19 protein-coding genes are annotated in these 22,809 nt (G+C 59.7%); 16 read left to right on the top strand and 3 right to left on the bottom strand.

Going from position 1 to position 22,809, the window contains the following annotated elements; all coding sequences use genetic code 11:
- The first annotated feature begins 182 nt into the window (after positions 1–182).
- The 3 genes from MESOP_RS13090 (at position 183) to MESOP_RS13080 (ending at position 5,401) form a co-directional block, all read left to right on the top strand.
- A complete protein-coding gene (locus MESOP_RS13090) occupies positions 183–4,169 on the top strand; it encodes a beta strand repeat-containing protein (protein ID WP_167313552.1) in 3,987 nt (1,328 codons plus the stop codon).
- 72 nt (positions 4,170–4,241) lie between these two features.
- Positions 4,242–4,610 (top strand): hypothetical protein, encoded by a 369-nt coding sequence (locus MESOP_RS13085; protein ID WP_013893805.1) that lies wholly within the window; start codon positions 4,242–4,244, stop codon positions 4,608–4,610.
- A gap of 53 nt (positions 4,611–4,663) precedes the next feature.
- Positions 4,664–5,401, top strand: coding sequence for a lytic transglycosylase domain-containing protein (locus MESOP_RS13080; RefSeq protein ID WP_245265086.1), 738 nt, complete (start codon positions 4,664–4,666; stop codon positions 5,399–5,401).
- Between the two features lie 110 nt (positions 5,402–5,511).
- Here MESOP_RS13080 and MESOP_RS36160 read toward each other — a convergent pair whose 3' ends face one another.
- Positions 5,512–5,712 (bottom strand): hypothetical protein, encoded by a 201-nt coding sequence (locus MESOP_RS36160; protein WP_245265085.1) that lies wholly within the window; start codon positions 5,710–5,712, stop codon positions 5,512–5,514.
- A gap of 52 nt (positions 5,713–5,764) precedes the next feature.
- On the opposite strand from MESOP_RS36160, the gene MESOP_RS13075 reads away from it, so the two are divergent.
- The 3 genes from MESOP_RS13075 to MESOP_RS13065 all read left to right on the top strand — a co-directional run bounded on the left by MESOP_RS13075 (position 5,765) and on the right by MESOP_RS13065 (position 8,282).
- Positions 5,765–6,700, top strand: coding sequence for an ABC transporter substrate-binding protein (locus MESOP_RS13075; RefSeq protein ID WP_245265084.1), 936 nt, complete (start codon positions 5,765–5,767; stop codon positions 6,698–6,700).
- An 18-nt stretch (positions 6,701–6,718) separates the two neighbouring features.
- Positions 6,719–7,444 (top strand): thermonuclease family protein, encoded by a 726-nt coding sequence (locus MESOP_RS13070; RefSeq protein ID WP_245265083.1) that lies wholly within the window; start codon positions 6,719–6,721, stop codon positions 7,442–7,444.
- Between the two features lie 106 nt (positions 7,445–7,550).
- Positions 7,551–8,282 carry a GGDEF domain-containing protein gene (locus tag MESOP_RS13065; RefSeq protein ID WP_013893801.1) on the top strand — a complete coding sequence of 244 codons (732 nt, stop codon included), beginning with the start codon at positions 7,551–7,553 and terminating at the stop codon, positions 8,280–8,282.
- Positions 8,283–8,573: 291 nt separating this feature from the next.
- Here MESOP_RS13065 and MESOP_RS13060 read toward each other — a convergent pair whose 3' ends face one another.
- Positions 8,574–9,356: a Crp/Fnr family transcriptional regulator gene (locus tag MESOP_RS13060; protein ID WP_013893800.1), complete on the bottom strand. Its 783-nt coding sequence runs from the start codon at positions 9,354–9,356 to the stop codon at positions 8,574–8,576.
- Between the two features lie 134 nt (positions 9,357–9,490).
- Positions 9,491–9,655 carry a hypothetical protein gene (locus tag MESOP_RS35585; RefSeq protein WP_013893799.1) on the bottom strand — a complete coding sequence of 55 codons (165 nt, stop codon included), beginning with the start codon at positions 9,653–9,655 and terminating at the stop codon, positions 9,491–9,493.
- Between the two features lie 217 nt (positions 9,656–9,872).
- Here MESOP_RS35585 and MESOP_RS13055 point away from each other — a divergent pair, with 217 nt between their 5' ends.
- The 10 genes from MESOP_RS13055 to MESOP_RS13010 all read left to right on the top strand — a co-directional run bounded on the left by MESOP_RS13055 (position 9,873) and on the right by MESOP_RS13010 (position 22,591).
- Complete coding sequence (locus tag MESOP_RS13055) at positions 9,873–10,172, top strand: PRC-barrel domain-containing protein (protein WP_013893798.1); 300 nt, start codon at positions 9,873–9,875, stop codon at positions 10,170–10,172.
- 91 nt (positions 10,173–10,263) lie between these two features.
- A complete protein-coding gene (locus tag MESOP_RS13050) occupies positions 10,264–10,701 on the top strand; it encodes a GFA family protein (RefSeq protein ID WP_013893797.1) in 438 nt (145 codons plus the stop codon).
- 385 nt (positions 10,702–11,086) lie between these two features.
- Positions 11,087–12,076, top strand: a complete 990-nt coding sequence (gmd, locus tag MESOP_RS13045) for a GDP-mannose 4,6-dehydratase (protein ID WP_013893796.1) — start codon at positions 11,087–11,089, stop codon at positions 12,074–12,076.
- Positions 12,077–12,109: 33 nt separating this feature from the next.
- Complete coding sequence (locus MESOP_RS13040; RefSeq protein ID WP_245265082.1) at positions 12,110–13,054, top strand: GDP-mannose 4,6-dehydratase; 945 nt, start codon at positions 12,110–12,112, stop codon at positions 13,052–13,054.
- Positions 13,055–13,087: 33 nt separating this feature from the next.
- A complete protein-coding gene (locus tag MESOP_RS13035) occupies positions 13,088–13,873 on the top strand; it encodes an ABC transporter permease (protein WP_013893794.1) in 786 nt (261 codons plus the stop codon).
- 2 nt (positions 13,874–13,875) lie between these two features.
- Positions 13,876–15,102, top strand: coding sequence for an ABC transporter ATP-binding protein (locus tag MESOP_RS13030; protein ID WP_013893793.1), 1,227 nt, complete (start codon positions 13,876–13,878; stop codon positions 15,100–15,102).
- A complete protein-coding gene (locus tag MESOP_RS32965; RefSeq protein WP_013893792.1) occupies positions 15,099–16,520 on the top strand; it encodes a methyltransferase domain-containing protein in 1,422 nt (473 codons plus the stop codon). Before MESOP_RS13030 ends, MESOP_RS32965 begins: the two co-directional genes overlap by 4 nt.
- Positions 16,517–19,387 (top strand): glycosyltransferase family 4 protein, encoded by a 2,871-nt coding sequence (locus MESOP_RS13020; RefSeq protein ID WP_013893791.1) that lies wholly within the window; start codon positions 16,517–16,519, stop codon positions 19,385–19,387. The genes MESOP_RS32965 and MESOP_RS13020 overlap by 4 nt, the downstream gene beginning before the upstream one ends.
- Positions 19,388–19,453: 66 nt before the next feature.
- A complete protein-coding gene (locus MESOP_RS13015) occupies positions 19,454–20,527 on the top strand; it encodes a class I SAM-dependent methyltransferase (protein WP_013893790.1) in 1,074 nt (357 codons plus the stop codon).
- Positions 20,528–20,854: 327 nt separating this feature from the next.
- Positions 20,855–22,591, top strand: a complete 1,737-nt coding sequence (locus MESOP_RS13010) for a hypothetical protein (protein WP_150111193.1) — start codon at positions 20,855–20,857, stop codon at positions 22,589–22,591.
- The last annotated feature ends 218 nt before the right edge of the window (positions 22,592–22,809 follow it).

Raw genomic sequence — 22,809 nt, 5'->3', positions numbered from 1 at the left:
GCATAAAACTTTATTATAATTTATACTTTCATTTACCATCCAGACGGACGCGGGCCGCCGTCAATCGCCACCGATATCGGCAATATATAACGGAATATATGTTATCGGTTTACCACGCGCAAAAAATACGATTTTGTGCATATTGCAGTATATCAAATAGATTGATGAACCGTTGCAAAGCAATGGTGAGCGCTGTCTCTTTCCGGGAAATTCCGGAGGGGTACAAGCAAATGACCACCAATATCGAATTGGACACCGCTGCAAGGTCCTGGGACGAGCATTCCGCCGCCAGTGACCATCACGGTCAGACATCGCCGGCGGAGATCCAGGTCGCCCAGGCGGCTTCGACGCAGCCGGCAGCGGCCGAACCTGTGCCGGTCGATGTCGGCAGCGGCGCACCCGTCACGCCGGAGGCACCCGCGGAGGCGAAGGCAGCAGCTGCACCCACCCCCCACGAATACGTGGCCGACGCCAGCAACGTCGTGAAGCTTCCAGCCAACGTCTCGATCGACAACATCAAGGTCGACGGCCACAATCTGGTGCTCGAACAGGCCGATGGCTCGGTCATCGTGATCAAGGATGGCGCCCTTCACGTGCCGGCCTTCCTCATTGGCGATGTCGAGGTGCCGCGCGTTGCCCTGATCGCCGCGCTCGAGGCCAGCCATGTCGATGTTGCCTTCGGCGCCGACGGTTCGATGTCGGCCGGCCCGGGAGGCTCGACCTCCAGCGCAGGCGGAGACTTCTCGGTTCCCGCCGGCGGCATCGGCGACGGGTTCGACCTGTCGGCGCTGTTGCCCCCGACAGACCTTGCGTTCGGCCAACCGGAGCACCACGAACTGTTTCCGAGCCTGCTGCCGGATTCCACACCGTCGATCATCGACCTGGCGCCTGAGAACACTGGCGGCGACACCACCGTCTACGAAAAGGGCCTGACCTCGGCTCCCGACACCAGCGAGATCAATACCGGCACGTTCACCATCTCCTCCCCCGACGGTGTCGGCTCGCTGACGATCGCCGGCCAGGCGATCTCGGGTGCTGCGCTTGCCAACAGCGCATCGACGCCGGTCAGCATCACCACGCCGCTCGGCAGCACGCTGACCATCACCGGCTACGATGCCAGCACCGGCCAGGTGAGCTACAGCTACACGCTTGTCCACAGTGAGCCCCATCCCGGCGCCGGCACAGATTCCATCTACGACAACATGACCGTGACGGTGACCGACACCGACGGCGACACCTCCGCTCCCGCCACGCTGTCAGTCCAGATCGTCGACGATGTGCCTGTTGCGGTGAACGACAGCGCCACGCAGGCGACGGAGAACGCGGCGGTCGCGGTCGACGTCAAGGCCAACGACACGGCGGGCGCCGACGGCGTCGACTGGAGCGGCGTGACGCACACGATTGCGCAGAACGGCGCCAACCCGGCGACGGGGAGCCTGGCCTACAACAATGACGGCACCTTCACCTACACGCCCGGCGCGGGCGAACAGGGAACGGTGAAGTTCGACTACACCATCAAGGACGGCGACGGCGACACCTCGACCGCCACCGTGACCATCACGCTGCTGACCGACTCCACGCCGACGATCACGGTGACGCCGGATGGCGGGACGCCGTTGGTCAATGCGACCGCGGTTGTCGATGAGAAGGGCCTGCCGACCGGCACCGGCGAACTGGCCGACCACAATGCCGGCAACAACAGCGACGCGTCCGAGACGACGGCGGGCACCTTCAACATCACCACCAGCGGCGACACGCTGCAGGCGCTGGTGATCATCGACAAGAACGGCAATCCGATCAACGTGACCGCCGCGACGGTTGCGGTTCCGATCGTCGTGCACGGCACCAATGGCGACCTGACGGTGACCTCGACCGGCGGCGTCTACAGCTACAGCTACACGCTGGCGCACAATGTGGCGAACGCCGACCCCAACCAGATCGGGGCCGCCGACCAGGCGACCGGCGAGCACTTCGCGGTGACGGTCACCGACAGCGACGGCGACACCGCCAACGGCTCGCTGACCGTCAAGGTCAACGACGATGGGCCGCACGCCAACAACGACAGTGCCACGCAGACGACGGAGAATATGCCGGTCACGATCGACGCGCTCGCCAACGACGTGTTCGGCGCCGATGGCGTTGCGATTGGCGATGCCTCGAAGGTGACGTTCACGCAAGCCACGCAGGGCGTGGTGAGCTACGACACGACGACCCATCTGTTCACCTACACCCCCAATGCCGGGGCGGGTGGTTCCTCGACGGCCGACAGCTTCACCTACACGGTCATCGACGGAGATGGAGACAAATCGACGGCGACGGTGTCGCTGACGCTGAAGGCGGACTCGACGCCGACGATCACGGTGACGCCGGATGGCGGGACGCCGTTGGTCAATGCGACCGCGGTTGTCGATGAGAAGGGCCTGCCGACCGGCACCGGCGAACTGGCCGACCACAATGCCGGCAACAACAGCGACGCGTCCGAGACGACGGCAGGCACCTTCAACATCACCACCAGCGGCGACACGCTGCAGGCGCTGGTGATCATCGACAAGAACGGCAATCCGATCAACGTGACCGCCGCGACGGTTGCGGTTCCGATCGTCGTGCACGGCACCAATGGCGACCTGACGGTGACCTCGACCGGCGGCGTCTACAGCTACAGCTACACGCTGGCGCACAATGTGGCGAACGCCGACCCCAACCAGATCGGGGCCGCCGACCAGGCGACCGGCGAGCACTTCACGGTGACGGTCACCGACAGCGACGGCGACACCGCCAACGGCTCGCTGACCGTCAAGGTCAACGACGATGGGCCTACGATCGCCTCCATTGAAAGCCAGATCGTCGCCAACTCTGTCGATACGCATGACGGCACGTGGTCGTTTACGCCCGGTGCCGACGGACTCTCGACAATTGCAATTTCACTAACAAACGAGCCAAGCATATCACTAATCCATCATTCAACGTCGATCTACGACTCAGCCACCGGCGTCGCCCAATACACGGCGTTCTTCGATGCCGGTGGTACGCAGCCTTATTTTACGGTCGATATGAAAGCGGATGGCACCTATACTTTTGAGGTCATCAATCCCGCGCCCACTATAGTGGTAACAGATACAACCGCACTCGGCGCTGCTGGCCTTGGCGGCAACAGTAATAGCGTCTACCTTGAGCAAATAACCGTAAAGAATCACTTCCCCGTTCCCCACACGGACATACTGTTTACCGGTAATTCCGGTTGGACAGGTACAAATCTTGGCAGTACCGCCACGGTAAATTCGAATAACAATGGTTTGGGTATAGGTTCTGGTCAAACCATGGATCACAATGAATCGATAACCTTAAAGTTCCTTCAGGGAGATGGCGACAACAATTCCTCAACCCATTCGACGACTGCGGCTGGCATGGATCATGTCCAAATTGACTTCTTGCAAGGATCTAATGGTGGCCAAATGACGGGGAACTATTCTGTTCATGTGATCACTTACGACCAACTCGGAATTGCCCATAATCAGGGCAACATGAACATCGTCAACGGCGTTCTGGATTTCACCTCGACCGACCTTGTCTATGGCATGTCAGTTGTCAATATCGGAAATACAGGACTAATTGTTGCGGGTACCACCACCAGCGTGACAACGGCTATTGAGACACCTCCGGACGTCGGGTTGCATTTCAACGTCGATGTTGTGGATGGTGACGGCGATAAAGCCAGTCATGGCTTCGACATCATTGTCGACGCCAATGATGGGCACCAGGCCACCCTCACCGGCGACGCCACCTATGATCCCAATATCCTGTCGGGCGGACCGGGCGATGACATTCTCGTCGCTGCCGCGGGCTACAACATACTGACTGGCGGCGCAGGCGCCGATACGTTCAAGCTCGACCATCTCGATATCAAGGATCTGATAAGCGACTACAGTGGTGCCGGCGGCCAGGGTGACAAGATCGATTTGACCGCACTGTTCGACATGGCACCGGGTGGCACCATTACCGACTACGTGCAATATAACGCCGGCACGAAGACGTTGAGCGTCGACGTCAACGGCGCGACAGGCGGCCACAGTTTCGTGGACCTGGCACAACTAACGAACACCCCTGCGGCCGGAACCATCAACATTCTATACGACGACTCAACACACACACAGCAGCATGTCACGATTTAACACTTATGCGTGGCCGTGCTCCCGTGCTACACATTAGCGAAACGTAAAATGGCGATTTGAAAGAGGGCTTAAATGAAGCGTTTTGCAAGATTGCTGGCTTCGGCCACGGCGCTATTACTGGCCGGATCGACGGGCTTCGCCGCCGACATCATCGAAGGCCCGACGGGCGACTATTGCCGGACCGTCGGCACTTCCAACCTGGTGCTGACCGACAACATCGTCGATCTCAAGGCCCAGGTGGTGAAGCTGATGGACGAGTCGGTCGCCGCGGCCAACAGCTCGGAGTGGATCAACTCGTCGCGGCCGGTCTTCGTCTGGGCGTCGGAGGCCAAGGTCGCCTGCGGCATGGCCTATGGCTATCTGAAGACGAACTACAAGGACGAGGACACGCTCAACAAATGCGAGTGTTTTCACGATCGCATGGTCGAGTACATGCACTGACCGGATAGGCAAATTTGTGCCTGTTGGCCATCATGCCAGCCGACGGATCCTTGTTGAGGGCGATCGCCGCAACGATCGCGTTGGCTGGCTTTGCCCAAAGTGCCACGCCGGCTCGCGCCAACTGGCTCGAACGGCCTTCCCTGGCGCAACATCGGTCGTCGGGTTCGACGCGGCCGCCGCATTGCGACGCGGCCGCGGCGTGGACCCGACAGACGTTCAAGGCGTTTGCGAGTTGTCAGGCCTCCATCTACGGCCTCGAGCCGGCGCTGGCGCACGCCGTCATGGAGATCGAAAGCGGCTTCGATCCCGACGTGCGGGGCGCCGATGGCGAAGTCGGCCTGATGCAGGTGATGCCGGCGACAGCGCGAATGCTCGGCTTTCGAGGCTCCCTCGACGATCTGGGCACGCCGGCGACGAACATCGCGCTGGGGGTCAGGTATCTTGCCCAGGCAAACAGGCTCTCCGCCGGTGACCTCTGCACCACGGTCATGAAGTATCGCGCCGGGCATCATGAAAGCCGGTTCTCGGCGCTCTCGGTCCGTTACTGCCAACGCGCGCGGGCAATCCCTGCCAGGGACGGGTTCGAAGTGACCGGGCCGTTGCCGGTCGCGACATTCGGCTTTTCCACATTTTCGACAGATGGGCAGGATGGAGCCGCCGCCCAGGAAAACCGTGTCTGCGTGCGCCGGGTGTTCGTGCCCGGACCGCGATACATGAAATGCGCCGACTACAGGACCGCGGGGCAAGCAAGACAGATCAGGGCCCTGAGGGCTCGGCTCTTCGGCGGCTAAAGAACAACAGGACGGCGCGACAAGTCCGCCGTAACATGCGTGGCAGACCAGACCGGGAAGAATAAGCCGGCGGCAGAGGGCGGGACAATCATGGAAGCTGGCCGAAAGGTCTACTGTGCGCGGACGTCGGCAATCGCCTTCGCGCTCGCCCTGACATTGTCGGGCTGCCAGTCGAAAGGCAACGTCACCGAGGTGCTCGATCCGGCGGCAATTGCCGCGCCCGCCGAGCAGGCCACGCCGGCGGGGCAGAATGGCGGTGCCGGTCCAGCCCAGGCGACCCAATCGCTAGGCACCGGTTCGGCAAAAGTCACGATGCTGCTGCCGTTGTCGGCACCCGGAACGGCAGGCGAAAACGGCCGCAAGATGCGCGATGCGGCCAAGCTGGCGATGGCGGATATCGGCAATGGATTGCTCACTCTGACGATAGAAGACACGAAGGGCGACAGCACTCAGGCCGGCAAACTGGCGGTACATGCCATCACCACCGGGGTGAAAGTCGTCATCGGCCCAACCGAGCTGCCGGCGGCTCAGCACATCGCCACGCTGTCGGGATCGAAACGGCCACCGGTTCTGGCACTTGCCGACAATTTCGCCGGCAGTGCCGGGGTTTATGCCGTGCCGCTCAGCGAAGCGGACAGCGCGGCGGCAGGTGCGGCGGGGCTTGCCGCCAAAGGCAGCAAGAAGTTCGTATTGCTTGTCGCGGGTGGCCAAAACGCCGCCGCCGTCGAGAAACGGGTCGCCAACGGCCTCAGCATCTATGGCGCCACGCTGGCGGTCACTGTCCCCTATTCGGGCGACGGTGCCGCGAAGGCGGTCGACGAGATGGGCTCGCTCGTGGACACCCCCGACGCGGTCATCGTTGCCAGCGGTGACGGCAGCCCCTCCCCCGTGCTTGCCGCCCTCAAATCGAAGGGCATTCCGGGAAAAGCGATCTCTGTCGTGGGAACGAACCGCTGGCTGGAGCACCCCATCGATCCCTTGTTTGAGGGCGCGTATATCGCCACGCTCGATTCGAGCGAAACCGGGCCGATCGCCGACCGCTTCAGGACGACGTACAATTATCCCGCCGACGTCAATGTAGCCTACGCTTATGATATGGTTGCCCTGACAGCGGGAATTGCCAGCGCGGTCGGACCCGACGGTTTCAGCAAACAGGTTCTCGAAAACCCGAGGGGATTTCGCGGATCGACCGGCCTGTTCCGCTTTCGCGCCGACGGATCCAGCCAAAGATCGATGCCGTTCTATCAGGTTCAGAAAGGTGCGCTCAAACTGGTTGCCAAATCGACCTCTGGTTTCTGAACGGCCGGTGACGGGGCCTTGCTCGAACGCCGCGCCGGCGTGATGGGCATGCCCGGGCGCATCCGCTGGGTTATCGCGGTCGGAGGCTTCGAGCTCGTGCTCGGGATTGTCCTGATCATGCACGCCGGAGCCTTGCTTGCGATCGACCGGCCTGCCCCCGCGCCCCAAATGGAGCGTGCCGGCAACCATCCAACCCCTGTGGTCGCGGCCGTTCCCGACGGTCCATGGCGAGACGCGCGCAGGGTTGCCGAGAGCCTTGTCGCGCCGCCGCCGGTTGACTTGTCCGAAATCGAGCGGACCGAAGCCCGGCCGCCGCTCGGCGATCTGGGCCTCGCCATACCTCCCCAAAGGCCAAGGCCCCGTGACTGGCGCGAAACCCTGCTCTTCCGTCCGGTCGCCACGTCGTCGGCGACTTTCGAATCCATGGGACGCAAAGTGATCATCGGTGGCGTCGCGAGCATCGAGCCGGAGAGGACCTGCTCGTTTCACGATGTCGCCTGGCCTTGCGGCCAGCGCGCACGTGCCGCCTTCAACTCCTGGCTGCGGGGACGCGCGCTGAAATGTTTCGTACCGCCGGACATCGAGCGTTTCGCCATCGCCGCGCCGTGCAGTCTGGGCAAGCAGGACGCCGGCGCCTGGCTTGTGTCCAACGGCTGGGCGATGGCGCTGCCGACCGGCATCTATGGCAAGGCGCAGGCGGTCGCCGAGGAGACGCAGATGGGGATCTTCGGCCCTCCGCAATAGGCTGCCAGGATCGAGGAGGCTCCCACATCGATCAAATTGTATGGTTTGCCGAAACTGAAATTGCGCGGTGCCCGGCTATATTGGCTGATCTGACAGGAGATTGCCAATGGCACAAACCGCAGCGACCGCCACCGTCCCAGCGTGGAAGAGCGTCGCCTGGCTCACCCTTCTGGGGACAGTCGGGAGCCTTGGCCTCTCCGTCGGCCTCAACTACCTGCTGTTGTTCAGCGAGGCCCTGACGCCGTTCGGGCGCAGCATGGTCACCGCGGTGCTGTTGCCGCTGATCATTGGGCTGCCGCTTTTCGTGCTGATCGGCTGGAAGCAGACCCAGATCCGCGGCTACCGGCGGGAACTCAACAGGTCTGGAACCTATGACAGGGTGACAGGCTGCCTGAACGGTCCGGTTTTCACCTCGATGATCGAGCGGCGCACAGCCAGGCCATCGGCGTCGGGGCCGCGCTCGGGCGCCTTCCTGGCGATCCACGCCGAACATCTTCGATCCATCAATCTTCGCTTCGGCCCCGGCTGGGGCGATGAGGCCTTGCGGCTCGTTGCCTCGGCCATACAGTCGGCTGTCCGCAAGGAGGATATGGTGGGGCGCATAGGAACATCGATGTTCGGCGTCTTCCTCCCCGGAGCGACCGAAGCCGAGGCCAAGGACATTGGTGAGCGGATCCGGGCAGGCGTCGCGCGGGTCTATTTCGCGCCCAAGGGCAGCGAGGACGTCCTGGCGATCAGTGTCGGAAGCACCGTGTTTGAAACCGAGCTGGCATTCGAGGACATGTTCCGCTCGGCGGAACAGCAACTGTCAGGTGCAGAACCCGTCGCGAGTCTCTGAGCGTGATCGCGGGAGAGGCCGCGATCTCCACGGCATCGAACAGGCCGTGTGACCCATTTGCCCAGCATGCAACGCGTTACCAGGCTATGTACAGTTCGTACCAAACCTCGAGCGTTCGTTGCAGGCTTTTTGCGGAGCGCTAGATTGGCGGCGCGGCATCCCCAATTCATGCCGCAGTGGCCGACGCGGGCTTAGGCAATGGTGTCTCACCGGCATCGTCGCGTCGGCCACTCGCAAAGCGACCTGATCCGATCCCGGCCGGAGACGCGTCCGTCCCGTCTCCTCCAACCCTCAGGTGGGAGGCCGTTCCTGCCTTGCGGGGTTCTTTGAGCCCAGGTCTCCGACCAGCCGGCGGTATTGGGCTTCGGGTGGCCCATAAGCCTCTCGCGCCAACGTCAATAGGCCATCACGACTACGGATCGTGATTTCTCCGCGACGCGCACGAATATACCCGTAGCTCTCGATCATCTGCAGCCCGACAGTCACTCCAGGGCGCCTGACGCCGAGCATGATGGACAGAAATTCATGGGTTATCACGAGCCTGTCGCCGACGGTGCGGTCGCCGCACATCAAAAGCCACCTGGCCAGGCGGACTTCCAGGCTCTGCCGCGCGTTGATCGCTGCCGTGTAACTCGTCTGGACGTGAAGATATTGGACATAGCGCAACAGAAACGGCCGCAGCGTCGGACTGTCCTCCAAAGCTTCCACGAATGGAGCAGCCGGCATGCGCACCGCTTCGCACGTCGACTGCACGTAACAGTCGAAGTTCGCCTCGTCGTCCCCCATCACCAAGGCCGAGCCGGTCATTCCTTCAAAGCCGATTATGCCCACTTCTGCTTCGGTCTTCGCCGATGTCTTCGCCACCACCGATGCCAGCCCGCTTTCAAGAAAGTATACGGCTTCAATCTTTTGACCCGCGGTTTCCAGCGGCGCGCGCAGCTCCAGGAAGACGCTCTGGAGATGCGGCCTCAGCCGCGCGAAATCGTCCCCGCTCATCCGGCGCAACAATTCGCTCTTGGCTTGCAGGATCTGGTGATCCACGAGACTCTCTCCCTTGGGCAAGAGCACTCGCATCTCTTAGCCGGCCGCGCCCGTCGAACGAGCGGACGGTGACGAACCATAGACTGCGCTTCACGCAGCACTAGGAGGGCTAGCGCGTTGGTATAAAACCGACATTTACTGCTGTGGAAAAATCGCGGCTTCGCGGGCTATCCATCCTTGGCCACAAGACGAGCCTCGCGCAGGATGGAGGCGCGATCGAAGCCGACCAGCGATATTATTTCACGTATCTGCTGTTCCGTAGCGCCCGAATCCCGGGCAAGTGCGCGCACCGTCTCTGCCGTCAGACCCGGGCGCTCAGGTTCTTTCGCCATGACATCCTCGTGCCGGCCAAAGCGCGATCGCCTCTCTCAAGCGTCGCGCGAACCATTTTCTCTTTGTACGATTTCGTACAGACCTTGGCGAGTCAAATCGGGCCATGGCTCAATTCGGGCGGCTCTGCAGTCCATCCATCCGAGACCACCAAAATCGTTCGGAACGATTGCCTCGCTGGGTGGTTCAACTATCCCGTCCCAACAGGAGACTTGACCGATGGATCACACCAATCACGTCCGCCTCACGAGCGCAGAATTGACGCCTGACATTTTGGAAGACGCCACGATATACGACGCTGACGACAACAAGGTCGGCACCGTTTCCCATGTTCATGGTTCCGGCGCCGGCAGTCAGGTGGTGATCGACGTTGGCGGATTTCTCGGCATCGGCGCCAAGCCGGTGGCCGTCTCCGCGAGCCAGTTGGACTTCATGCGCGATGAAGATGGCGATGTCCACGCGGTGACCAACTGGACCAAGGATCAGCTCAAGAACATGCCCGAGCATCACGACGCCTGATCAGGGATTTACCCCCTGTCCCGGGAGCGGCCGCATGACCAATCCCGGGAGATCGGAACGCGGCAGATGCTTCGGCACCACGGAGTGACGGATGACGCGGCGCGAGACCGGGACTTGCTTCTGCGGGGCGATAGCCGCCGCCATGGACGGCGAGCCTTTCTGGATTTGCTACGACCACGACGACGATTGCCGTAGGGCCATTGGCGGTCCGCTCACGGTCTGGGTCGGGTATCGGCCCGACCAATTCCGGCTTTTGAAGGGAACTCCGAAAAGCTTTTCGAGGACACCCGGCGTGGTCCGCACCTTCTGCCCTGACTGCGGGAGTTCCATCGGCTACAGCGACGAAGGCCTGCCGGACGAACTCTATCTGACGATCGGCTTCTTCGACAGACCTGAAGGGTTGCGCCCACAGGCTCATGCCTATTGGGAACTCAGGCTGCCTTGGGTCGCATTTGACGACAAGCTGCCGCGCATCGATCGTTATTCGAGGAAGCGCGACGCAAAATTCGGCAATCCACGTGACAGGTAGACTGACCGCGCTCCGCTGGGACGATGCTCCAGCGGCCGCGCGCTTGACGGCGTCGCGGCGGCACTCGTGGGCGGGTGGATGTCCTTGCACCCGGCGCACCCGGCAATGTCGCGACCGGCGCCATGGTCGACTTTCTCGAGGCCAGAGGCTGGCATACGGGGATCGACCGCGATGCCCAGGCGTTGCCCAGTATGCCGGCCGATTCGTGGATGGCTGTGAAGTGATCAGCGGCCCTGGTCAATTGCGACCGGGAGCTGTTCCTGGCGACATATGAATCGACCCACATTCCGCAGCCATAAACCGACGCGGAATTGACTTGGCCACCATGACGTGCCAAGCGGCGGCCTGGGGCTGGGAGCACCACCGGATATGATCGAGAGCATTGATGACAAGGAAAGCTTTGATTACCGGCATCACCGGGCAGGACGGCGCCTATTTGGCGCAGCTCCTGCTGTCCAAGGGATATGAGGTCCATGGACTTGCACGGCGATCGAGCACGGCCGATGTGAACACCACGCGGCTGAAGTGGCTCGGCATCGAAAAAGACGTCCGGATTGTTGATGGAAACCTGACGGATCTGTCCGGCCTGGCTCGAACCATGCGCGATGTGAGACCCGATGAAGTCTACAATCTTGCCGCCCAATCCTTCGTCAAATCATCATGGCAGCAGCCCATCCTGACGGGCAACGTCACCGGCATAGGCGTGACCAACGTCCTCGAGGCACTCCGTCTCGAATCGCCCGAAGCCCGTTTCTACCAAGCGTCGTCCTCGGAAATGTACGGCCTTATCCAGGAACCCATGCAATCGGAAACAACGCCCTTCCATCCGCGCTCCCCCTACGCGGTTGCGAAGCTCTATGGCCATTGGATCACGATCAACTATCGCGAAAGCTTCGGGCTGCATGCCTCAAGCGGCATTCTGTTCAATCATGAATCTCCGCTTCGCGGCATTGAGTTCGTCACCCGCAAGGTGACCGACGCGGTCGCGCGCATCAAGAAAGGCATGGCAAAGGAATTACGGCTCGGGAATATCGATGCCAAGCGAGATTGGGGTCACTCGAAGGACTACGTCCGCGCGATGTGGCTGATGGTGCAGCAGGACCAGCCGGACGATTACGTCGTCGCCACAGGAAGGACGACGACCGTGCGCGACATGTGCCGAATCGCGTTCGATCACGTTGGGCTCAAGATCGACGATCACCTTGTCATAGATCCGGAACTGTTCAGGCCGGCGGAAGTCGAAATTCTGCTCGGAAATCCTGCCAAGGCAAAGCAGAAGCTGGGATGGGAGGCGACGATCCCGCTGGAAGAGATGATCCGTGAAATGGTGGACGCCGACCTCGAACGTCATACCAATCCGTCGAGACGAGGGTGATCGGAAAGCCCTTTGCCAAACATGGTCGGTAGATTGACCCATCGCATCCTGATAACCGGGGCTAACGGATTTGTTGGCACGGCACTGTCGCAGTTGCTGGAGCGGGAATACGTTGACTGCAAGGTGTTCGCGTTAGGCCATGGCGAAGGGCAGCGAAACGCGATCGACCTCTTGGACCGGGAGGCGATCGACAGCGCTGTCGGCGAGATAAAGCCCACCGCGCTCATCCATTTGGCGGCGGTCGCAGCGCCTTCCGACGCACGCAACGCGCCACGACATGCCTGGAACGTCAATGTTACGGGAACGATGAATCTTGCCGAATCCGTGCTGCGCCACGCGCCGAATGCCCGGTTCGTTTATGTTGGGAGTTCGGAGGCCTACGGCGCTTCTTTCCTCGACATGTCCGGCCCGGTGACGGAAAGCGTGCCGCTTCGACCTATGAACGTCTACGCCGCCACCAAGGCGGCCGCGGACCTGATGATCGGCCAGATGGCTTATGACGGCCTGCGCGCCGTCCGCTTTCGCCCGTTCAATCACACCGGCCCTGGTCAGTCCGACACCTACGTTGTCTCGGCCTTTGCGCGCCAGGTCGCCGAAATCGTCTCTGGCAAGAGGAATCCGATCATTCATGTCGGCAATCTTCAAGCCGAGCGCGATTTCCTGGATGTTCGCGATGTGGTGCGCGCCTACGCGAGGTCCGCGACCATGGATCTGGCTGACGGACCGCACCATGTCTATAACATCGCCTCCGGACAACCGCGGAAAATCCGGGACATATTGGATATGCTCGTCGCGCAGTCGGGCATCGATATCGAGGTGCGTGCCGATCCGGAAAAACTGCGTCCGAACGATATCCCTGTCGCCTCGGGTGATGCGACAAAGGCACGCGAAAGGCTGAATTGGGCGCCTCTGGTGCCGTTCGAACAGACAATTGCCGATGTTTTCGGATATTGGCAGCGGCTATGCAACGCTCGCTGACTGCATCCCCGTAGCGTGCCAAAGGTTGAGCACATGTTCCGAAGCCTGTGGCAGTACCGCAACTTCATCATTTCCTCCGTCAGAGGCGACCTGAAAGGGCGTTTCGTGCGGTCGCGGCTGGGCGGCCTTTGGTTCATCCTTCATCCGCTTGCACAGGCGGTTATCTTCTCGATCGTACTTTCAGACGTTCTCAAGGCGCGGCTTCCAGACACGGACAGCCCTGCAGCCTATCCGATCTATCTCCTATCCGGCATGGCCGCGTGGACCTTGTTCAGCGAGATTCTGACGCGCAGCATGTCCGTCTTTATCGAGCAGGCACCGGTGATGAAGAAGATTGCTTTTCCACGTCTGTGCCTGCCCATCATCGTGGGAGGCACTGCACTCATCAATCATCTGTTGCTGCTGGTCGCCCTGTTCATTATCTTCATCTTCCTCGGGCATATTCCAGGCCGCGCTTTGGTCTTGCTGCCGATCGGAGTCGTGCTGATCGCGGCGATCGGTTTCGGGCTCGGCGTCATCCTTGGCGTGATGAACGTCTTCATCCGCGATGTCGCGCAGGTGATGACAATCGTGCTGCAACTCTGGTACTGGCTGACGCCAATCGTCTATCCGGCCAACGTGCTGCCGGAAAAATACAGTCTACTGATCAAACTCAACCCGATCACGCCATTGGTAGGGTTGTATCAGGACGCGCTGTTGTTCAATCGCTGGCCCGATCCGGCAAGCCTCGTCATGCCAGCGCTCTTGGGCGTCGTGAGCATGACGCTTGCAATGGTGTTCTTTCGTCGCGCCAGCCCTGAACTCATCGACGTGTTGTAGCCATGACCGTGCTTTCCGTCAGCCACCTGTCGAAACGCTATGCAAATTATGCAAGCAACCTCGAAAGATTTGCGGGTTGGTTCGGCGCGCCGGTCAAACCGACCGAGGAATTCTGGCCGGTCAAAGACATTTCATTTTCCCTTTCGGCCGGAGAAGCACTCGGGCTCATAGGGCAGAACGGCGCCGGCAAGAGTACCCTTCTGAAGCTGATCACCGGCACGGTGCGACCAACCGAAGGCACGGCGCATGTTGGTGGCCGCGTCAGCGCTATCCTGGAGCTCGGACTTGGCTTCAACCCAGAGTTCACCGGGCGGCAGAACGCTTTTCACGCCGGCGGGCTGATGGGTCTCTCCCAGGCACGTTTGGCCGAACTCATGCCTCACATCGAAGACTTTGCCGAGATCGGCGAGTTTTTCGACCAGCCGCTACGAACCTATTCGAGCGGCATGCAGGCGCGCTTGGCTTTCGCCCTTGCCACCGCCGAACGGCCGGAGGTGCTGATCGTCGACGAAGTGCTTTCGGTTGGCGACAGCTATTTCCAGCACAAGAGCTTCGACCGGATACGCAGTTTCAGAGCCGCCGGCACCTCGATCATTCTGGTCACACACGGCATGAGCGACGTCAGATCCTTGTGTGACCGGGCGATTCTGCTGGACAAGGGACGTGTACTGAAGGATGGGCCGCCCGACGAAGTGGTCGACTACTACAACGCCCTGATCGCGACCAAGGAGAACGCCAAGCTGACCATCGAGCAACGGCGCGAAAAGGACAATTGGCTTTACAGCAGAAGCGGAACCAAGGCGGCCGCGGTTGAATCCGTCGCGCTGATCGACGGCGAAAACGAGAAGCCGATCAAGACCGCCATCTCAGGACAGAGCGTGACAATTCGAGCCCGGATAGCCGCGAAGGAGGATATTCCGGAACTCGTCATCGGGTTCATGCTGAAAGACCGCGCCGGCCATACAGTTTGGGGGACAAACACCTGGCATACAGGCCAGGTGCTTTCAGGCATCAAAGCCGGGGACAAGGTGGAATGTAACCTGCGCCTCGCCTGTGCACTTGGCCAAGGTTCGTACGGGCTTTCCATTTCGCTCCACACGGGAGACGTTCACATCGACAACAATTTCGACTGGATTGAAAACGTGGAAGTTTTCGACGTCATCAATTCAGACCGCCCTTTTTTTGTCGGGACGAGCCGCCTTGAACACGTGTTCGAAATCGTCAGATGAAGAAAACTTTCGATGATCTCTACAAGGCCTTCGAGGATCGCTTTCGCGGATCGAGGGAACTCGTCAAGGATCGGCTGAAGATCTACCAACCCTTGTTGGCACAGATACCGCGACAGGCCGAGGGACCGACTCTGGCGATCGATCTTGGCTGCGGACGCGGCGAATGGCTCGAAATACTCGCCGAGGCTGGGTTCGATGCCACGGGTGTGGATACCAATGCCCTTATGGCGCAGGAGGCCACAGACAATGGCCTCAAAATCGAATTACAGGACGCGATCGACTATCTCAGCGGCAGGCCGAACAGCAGCGTGGCCGTCATTTCGGCTTTCCATATGGTCGAGCACGTACCAACGGACTACCTGATCAGACTTTTGGATGAGTGCAACAGGGTGCTGACCAATGACGGCCTGCTGATCCTGGAAACGCCCAATCCGGAAAATATCTCGGTCGGTACGCATACTTTCCATCTCGACCCAACCCATAAGAGCCCCCTGCCGCCGGATTTGCTGGAATTTTTGGTGGGACAGGCCGAATTCGCGGAGACCGCGATCCTGAGGCTGAATGGCGCCCCGATGATCGAAGCCGGACCGATGGAACGCAGCATTCACCTGATGTTCGAGGTGGCGCGCGACTATGCCTGCCTAGCGAGAAAACACCTCGTGGAAGGACCCAATGTCCTTGCGGCGTTTGTCGAGAGCGCATCGCAAATGGTGCCCACGGACACAAGGCAGATAAAGCAATGGCTGCGTTCCGCCGATGACGAAGTCGTCGACATATCGGGAGGCGTCAAGGCGATGATGACTTCGACCGCGCTTCAGCTTCAGCAACTGACCGACAATCTGGCTGCCCAGTCCGACATGATGCGAACGGGCAATATCGCGCTGACAAACACCGTGGCTTCTCTCGGCAAGCAGCTTACGGACATCATCAAGGACAGAGCCGTGGCGGCGCGCGATACCGAGATCGAGCGCCTTCGCCGCCATCTCGCCGAGGAGGAAATCACGGCGAGAGAACAGTCTCTCCTCAAGGATGCCGTCATCGAGGACCGTGACGCCGAGATTGCCCGCCTGAACCAAAGCATGGCGGCGCTGGCAGACACCTTTCAGAATTCGACCTCATGGAAAATTACAGCCCCCCTCCGAGGCATAAAGTACATCAGCCGTGCCATCGTATGGTGGCCAAATACCAAGCTTGTGATGCAGCATGGGTTACTGTGGTTGCGTCGAAGACCTCGCGCCGCCGCATTTGCACATCGTGTGGTGCGTTTCGCTCCGCCACTCGAACGCCGTCTTCTGGGTTTTGCAAGAGCAAGCAGCGGTTTGGTGGCCACCATCGACACGGGCTGGACGCTCGAGCCGACCCCTGTGGCACTTGGTGCGTGGCGTGAACGTCTGCAGGTCGATGGGGAGTCGGCATGACCAGCGTAAAGCCATTGAGACTTTGGGTCGACGGACAATGCCTGCAAACGGAGAGCCGGAAGCGAGGAATTGGACGCTACGTACTCGATCTGCTGCGCGCCCTTTCGTCTCACGAAAGCGGTATCGAACTCCTGGTTTCACTTAATGCCGCAATGCCCGACGCCACAATTGCGGCGCGATCGCTGCTTTCCGGCATCGTGCCATCGGACCGCATTCACGTTTGGCATGGGAAAGTCGAAGGCGGTGAAGCAGACTATGGGTATACGACATGGCGCAGCCGCAGCGAATTGGCCCTCGTCCATCACGTCAATCAGCTCGGTCCCGACGTCGCTCTGTCCGCGAGTCCGTTCGAAGGCGCCGTCGACTCCGCGGTTCCATATCTCGGTGGCTCATTGAGCGGGGTCAGAACGGCAGCCATATTCTATGATGCGATTCCATTCAGGTTTCCCGACAGATACATGCGCGACCTTCGTCAAAGAGAATATTACCATCGGCGGCTTTCTGGCTACAAGAATTTTGACGTTGTTTTCACCATTTCGGATTTCTCTTCTCAAGAATTTCAACATTTTGTCGGATCGAAAGAATATACTTTAATAGGAACAGGCATATCTGACGCATTCGTCCAATTTATCGATGATATATCGGAGCGAATTCCGACGTATGAGAATTACATTCTTTATGTTGGAGGAGCGGATTGGCGAAAAAATCTTGGGATAATACCTCCTGCAATCAAGAAGATTTCTGGACCACTGAGAGAAACCCTGAAATTCGTCATTGTTGGGGAGATTGCCCCCCGAGAGGAGATTGAATACCGTAGAATTTGGGAATCTCATGGCCTGCCTTTCGACCGACTCGTATTGGCAGGCGCGGTCGACGACAAAACGCTGGTTCGTCTCTACAAAGGGGCGCTAGCGCTGGTACAGCCATCGTTCATGGAGGGCTTCGGACTGACTGCGCTGGAGGCAATAGCCTGTGGAACACCTGCAATCGCGGGCAGAGCGGGAGCGCTTCCTGAAGTTGTCGGAGATAGTGCGCTACTCTTCGATCCCGCCTCATCTTTGGACCTTGCACAGAAAATCGAAACGGTGGCGGCAGGCAAGCTCGATGCGCAAAAACTAGAAGAGTTAGCTCGGGACAGAATTGACACGTTCAGTTGGAGAAAGGTCTCAGACCGTGTCGTTCAGGGCTTACGCGAGTTCGACCGCCACACGGTTCTGCCTCAGGTCGGACTGGTCGAGGCGCTTGGCGTCAAGAAAGGCGACGAACAGGACGTGCCGACCTTGATGGCCCTCGCAGAGCCCGAGACCGCGAGCCCGCGGCTGCTGGTGGACGCAAGCGCAACGCTGATAGATGACCACAAGACCGGCATCCAACGTGTGGTCCGACGTATCTGCGAAAATATGTTCCCGCACGGGTCAAGCAACGAGGGTAAATATATCTCGTTCTGCGACGACCAATCCGGCTGGTACTTTGCAAAGGAATGGACGGGGCATCCGCCTTCGAAGCAATCGCCCAACCGACTCCGCCCACAGGCTGGCGATACGGTTTTGATGCTCGACAGTTCCTGGCCTTTTCACACTCTTCATCCGGCATTTCTTCGTCCGGTCTTGATCAAGGGCGGCGACGTCATATCCTGCCTCTACGACACGGTTCCTCTGCGTTCGGCTGCCTTTTGCCATGAAGGCATGCCGCCCGTTTTCAGTGCATGGTTTCAAACCGCACTCGCCTATTCGACTGGATTTGTGTGCATCTCGCGCGCGGTCGCGGACGAATTGCTGAATTTGCTCGAGGGCATCCGATTTCCGCGCCGAATGAAGGTCGGCTACTGGCAACTTGGCGCGGATTTCGCCGCAGGGCTGGCGTCGTCCAAGCCGATTCGGCAAAGCAAGGGCGCGGCGCGGCCTTACTTCCTGATGGTCGGAACGCTGGAGCCCCGTAAGGGCCACCGAGTTGCGCTGGATGCCTTCGAGGCATTGTGGGCCGACGGCGTCGACGTTGAGCTGGTTATCGTGGGGAAGGTTGGATGGGGCATCTTGCATCTTGCCGACCGCATTCGGCACCATGCGGAATTTGGCAAGCGCCTGCATTTGCACGAGAAAGTTGACGACAGTGAGCTGGGCGCCCTTTACAAGAACTGCGACGCCTTGATTGCAGCCTCTTTTGCCGAGGGTTTTGGCTTGCCTATCGTGGAGGCAGGCCATTTCGGCAAGCCGGTGCTTGCCAGCGACATTCCGGTGTTCCGCGAGGTGGGCAAGGGCGCGGCCGAGGCGCATTTCTTCGAGGTCGGTTCCCCAGCCGCGCTGGCGGCTGCGGTCAAGAGTTTTCTCATGCGCATACATGCTGAACTCCCCAATACGTCGTGGCCGACATGGTCCGAAAGCGCGGCACAGCTTGAAAACGTCGTCACTCGGCAGAACTGGTACAAGGTCTACGAACCACAATTCCCAAGACCTTTCGCACCACTGACCGACCTTGGAGATACGCGGATGATGGCCGTTATGGAGGAGGAGCAGCGCGCCCATCGCCTTGAGCTTGTGGAGGGTCCCTACAGGACCGACGACGGCACGGCACTGAAGATCGTTGCCAGTGTGACCAACCTATCCAAGACAGTCTGGTCGAGTCTCGGTCCGACGGGCGGTCACATGGGAATTGCGCTCAGCTATCATGCGTTCGACTCTACGGATGGACTCCTGCAATATGACAACGCGCGCACTTACATTCCGTTTGTACTGGCCCCAGGCGACACCAACTATCTTGCCGTCAATGTCCCTGCATCATTGAAGGAGCGCGGGGCCGCATTTGTCGATATCGAGCTCGTCCAAGAGGGAGTCAGATGGTTCGGCACCCCTTTACGCGTACCTATCTAGCGCGAATACAACGTTCATATACTTGGTCGATGGTGTCGTTGATTGGCTGAACGAAAGGTAAGACACATGATCAGTCGCAGCGATGTCATTGGCGGCTACAAGGAACTACTCAATCGCGAGCCCGAATCGGACAGCGTCATTTCCGCACACCAGGCGGCTCACGAGAATGTCGAGGCGTTTTACGCGAGCCTCAGGCAGTCGCCTGAATACTTGGTCGAAAACGGCGTCTCGACGCGGAATCCGGGCTTGTCTGCCGCGAGATCATTGAGTTGGGGAGACTCGAAGACAATTACGCCCGGCAACCTCAATTCCTTCATCACCTGCTCGGACAGTCTCGGACCGCCAGGCTCTCCGCAGGTCGAGCAGTTTTGGCGTGGCATGAAATACATTCCCGAGACCAAAGTGAACCAAAGGCTGGATCCATTTGGGGAGGAATACACCGCACAGCAGATTGCAGTGTATCGGGAGATCGCGGCGCGCGATCTCGATCAGCAGATGAACGAGTTGACCGACTTCGCGATGGCGGACCACATCGCGGGAGCAAACCCCTATACCCATCAGCCTCCGACGGCGGTAGCGCTGCATGTCGGGCGTGTTGCGCGCGCCATCCAGTATTCGGGTCTGCAGATCGGCAATCATGTGCTGGACATGGGCTGCGGCTGGGGCACGAGCTGCGAGTTGATGGCCTTCTGCGGACTTGAGGTGACCGGCCTCGATATCAATGCGCGCTTCGTCGAACTGGTCGATGCCAGGGCAAAGCGGATCGGCCACAAGGTCGGGACGATGCGAGGCAGCTTCGAAAGCATCCCCGGCGACACGCTGTACGACGCCGCTCTCTACTATGAGAGCCTGCACCATGCAGTAAAGCCGTGGGAGACGCTGTCGCTCGTCCACAGCAGGCTGAAGCCCGGCGGAAAGCTCATGCTGGCGGGCGAACCGGTCAACGATATCTGGAAGCACTGGGGTATTCGAACCGACCCGCTTTCGATCTACTGCATCCGCAAGTTCGGCTGGTTCGAAAGCGGGTGGAGCGCCGATTTTATCGCAAGGTGCGTGAAACGATGCGGCTTCGAGATCGAGCATTTCATGGACGAAGCGGGCTCGATCGGTTGGATCATGATCGCTCGCAAACCTGGTTGAGCACGCAAACTTCCTCCGACTGGGACCGCAGTTGGGTGCGCAGGGTTCACGTTTGTGTCTCGATATTGAGTGTTAGAGTGCTCGTAAATCGCCGTTGCGTTCTCGCCGCTGTTTTTGTAGACGAGGGCATGAGTACTAAGCTCCGCCGTGATGAGCGCTGGCTCGATCGTTCTTGTTTTTCTAGCAGTCTAGGTCGTTTCCAATGACGAGGCAGCAAGGCCAGTTGCTGGCTTCAGCCTTTGCTGCACCGATGCAGAGTTCGCGAAACTGCCGAGGGATCACATGGCGCAGCAACGATGCGCTACACCGCACCTGTTCTGATCGAAAATGAGCGTTCGCCTTTTAACCGCAATCGTGGCGCTTCCGTTCGTTGCCTTGGTACTGATCCTACACGGAGCCATTCCAGGCTATTCTATGCCAGCATTCGGGCAAGCGTTGTGGGTAATCGGTTTTGCCCAGTCCTTTGCGAATTCGCTTTCGATCTTCGCGAGCGATATCGGCAATCCGGCATCGGCCGCGATAGCCTTCGGATTGCCGGCGGCTTTGGCAACGGCGGCCTTTCTTAAGCTTGGGTTCGATGCCGCAGACGCATATTCGCTGGCTTTTGCCTCCTGGTTGCTCTTGGCTTTCTGGGGCTGTTACCGGCTCGGTCGGTTGCTCAATGTGGGGAGGCTGCTGTCGCTGTCCGGCGCCGCCATGTGGCTTTCGACGCCAATGCTATGGATGCATGAAAGCTACTCGGCCACGGCGCTGGGAATGTCCTTGCTGCCGTTCTATGCAATGTGCGCCTGGCCAATCGTTTGGGCGGATGGCCCCGTGCTGCGGGCCTTTCCGCTGTTCGTCGTAGCGGCGGTAATCGCGGTCTTCATGGACGGCTATACCTTCATGATGTTCGCCGTCGCCGTCGGATGCACTTGGATCGTCGGAGCGCTTCGGCGAAGTGGGCCTTGGACACGTTCCGCTCTTCGCATAGGCCTGGCGGGCGCGGCGTTCCTGATCGCCTACGTCCTTTATGTGCTCTATATTGGGCGGACAAGTTTTGATCTGGTTTCGTTGGACATCTTTCGAGGCTGGGGCGCAAACATAGAATTCCTGCTTCGTCCGGTTCTCGGACTTCTGTGGCTTTCGGACTGGACGGGTTTCGCCGAAAGTAGATCAGCCACCGACTATTTTGGAGACCCTTCGGTTTTCACCACGTCGCATGCGGTATTTCTGATGCTGGCTGCGGCTGTTGGATTGATCATCAATCGCGGCGATAGACGAGCCGTCTATGCGTTCATCGCCATTGCCCTGATCGGTTTTTATTTCTCTCTCGGCCCGTCGTTCAAGTTCTACGCGATGAAACCTGGTGGTGTCGTTGGTGGCGCGATGCCGGAAACATATGCTCCGATCCCGACCGGCACGGCCTGGATTTCCTCGAACCTGCCGGGCTTCGATGCCATGCGCGCCGCCTATCGCTGGTCGGCCCTCGGGATGTTCGGATTGTGGGCTGCGTTCATGGCAAGCACCGCCGCGCGCAGGAGCCTTGCGGGGGTTCCTATCTTGGTAGCGTGTGCGGTCATGCTGCTCAACCTACCGCACATGACTTGGTTGGACACATATATAGATCACCGTCAAAACATGCTGGCGGTCGAGGCTGTCGCATCGAACATCGACCAGAATTTCACCGATGGTGAACGAGTCTTCTTCGCGCCATGGGGGAACGACTTCTTCGTCACCTTCCTTGCGCCGACAATAGGCATCAGCGCCTTCAACATCGGCGGCGACAAGAACATGGCGATAGCTGTCAAGCAGTGGCCGGATGTGCTGCAAGCATTCCCGCAGCGTGAGGCGGATCGGACCATCGGCCCAAATTACGCCGATCTGGTAACGACCGTGCTGACAACAAAGACCGCCGATGCGGTCGCTTTGTCGTTCATCGACAATTTCGCCCCAACACAAGGTTGGCCGGTAGATCAGGAGTTCAAGGGCGATCTCCTGCGTCTCGCCGATACGCTGGAGGCAAACCCCGCCCTGTCGGTGACGCGCACGGACGACTACGCGATCATAAGGCTGCGTCACTAGCCCACACCCGACCACCAACTGGCCGCCAATGATGGATGCGGTTGAAGATCGTTCTGCGCATGGCTGTTCGTAGTGCCGATAGCATCGAAACTGCAGTTATCGTGGAAGAATACCAGCCCTGCCCCGCGGACGCCCACAATTCCTGATTTCTCTGAGCAGGGCGTCGCGCTGTGCCAAAAGTTCGAGGCGATCCCCCCATAACCTCCTGATCTGGGATA

The organism is Mesorhizobium opportunistum WSM2075, from assembly GCF_000176035.2.
In the GTDB taxonomy this organism is placed as follows: domain Bacteria; phylum Pseudomonadota; class Alphaproteobacteria; order Rhizobiales; family Rhizobiaceae; genus Mesorhizobium; species Mesorhizobium opportunistum.
Note: the sequence above shows the minus strand (reverse complement) of the source record. Positions and strands in the feature narration are given on the sequence as shown.

Excerpts from the sequence above, each read along its gene's own strand:
- MESOP_RS13085 (WP_013893805.1), top strand. The coding sequence starts at position 4,242 with ATGAAGCGTTTTGCAAGATTGCTGGCTTCGGCCACGGCGCTATTACTG.
- MESOP_RS13065 (WP_013893801.1), top strand. The coding sequence starts at position 7,551 with ATGGCACAAACCGCAGCGACCGCCACCGTCCCAGCGTGGAAGAGCGTC.
- MESOP_RS35585 (WP_013893799.1), bottom strand. The coding sequence starts at position 9,655 with ATGGCGAAAGAACCTGAGCGCCCGGGTCTGACGGCAGAGACGGTGCGC.
- MESOP_RS13055 (WP_013893798.1), top strand. The coding sequence starts at position 9,873 with ATGGATCACACCAATCACGTCCGCCTCACGAGCGCAGAATTGACGCCT.
- MESOP_RS13090 (WP_167313552.1), top strand. The coding sequence starts at position 183 with ATGGTGAGCGCTGTCTCTTTCCGGGAAATTCCGGAGGGGTACAAGCAA.
- MESOP_RS13060 (WP_013893800.1), bottom strand. The coding sequence starts at position 9,356 with ATGCGAGTGCTCTTGCCCAAGGGAGAGAGTCTCGTGGATCACCAGATC.
- MESOP_RS13020 (WP_013893791.1), top strand. The coding sequence starts at position 16,517 with ATGACCAGCGTAAAGCCATTGAGACTTTGGGTCGACGGACAATGCCTG.
- MESOP_RS13035 (WP_013893794.1), top strand. The coding sequence starts at position 13,088 with ATGTTCCGAAGCCTGTGGCAGTACCGCAACTTCATCATTTCCTCCGTC.
- MESOP_RS13015 (WP_013893790.1), top strand. The coding sequence starts at position 19,454 with ATGATCAGTCGCAGCGATGTCATTGGCGGCTACAAGGAACTACTCAAT.
- MESOP_RS32965 (WP_013893792.1), top strand. The coding sequence starts at position 15,099 with ATGAAGAAAACTTTCGATGATCTCTACAAGGCCTTCGAGGATCGCTTT.
- gmd (WP_013893796.1), top strand. The coding sequence starts at position 11,087 with ATGACAAGGAAAGCTTTGATTACCGGCATCACCGGGCAGGACGGCGCC.
- MESOP_RS13010 (WP_150111193.1), top strand. The coding sequence starts at position 20,855 with ATGAGCGTTCGCCTTTTAACCGCAATCGTGGCGCTTCCGTTCGTTGCC.
- MESOP_RS13050 (WP_013893797.1), top strand. The coding sequence starts at position 10,264 with ATGACGCGGCGCGAGACCGGGACTTGCTTCTGCGGGGCGATAGCCGCC.
- MESOP_RS13030 (WP_013893793.1), top strand. The coding sequence starts at position 13,876 with ATGACCGTGCTTTCCGTCAGCCACCTGTCGAAACGCTATGCAAATTAT.
- MESOP_RS13075 (WP_245265084.1), top strand. The coding sequence starts at position 5,765 with ATGCGCGATGCGGCCAAGCTGGCGATGGCGGATATCGGCAATGGATTG.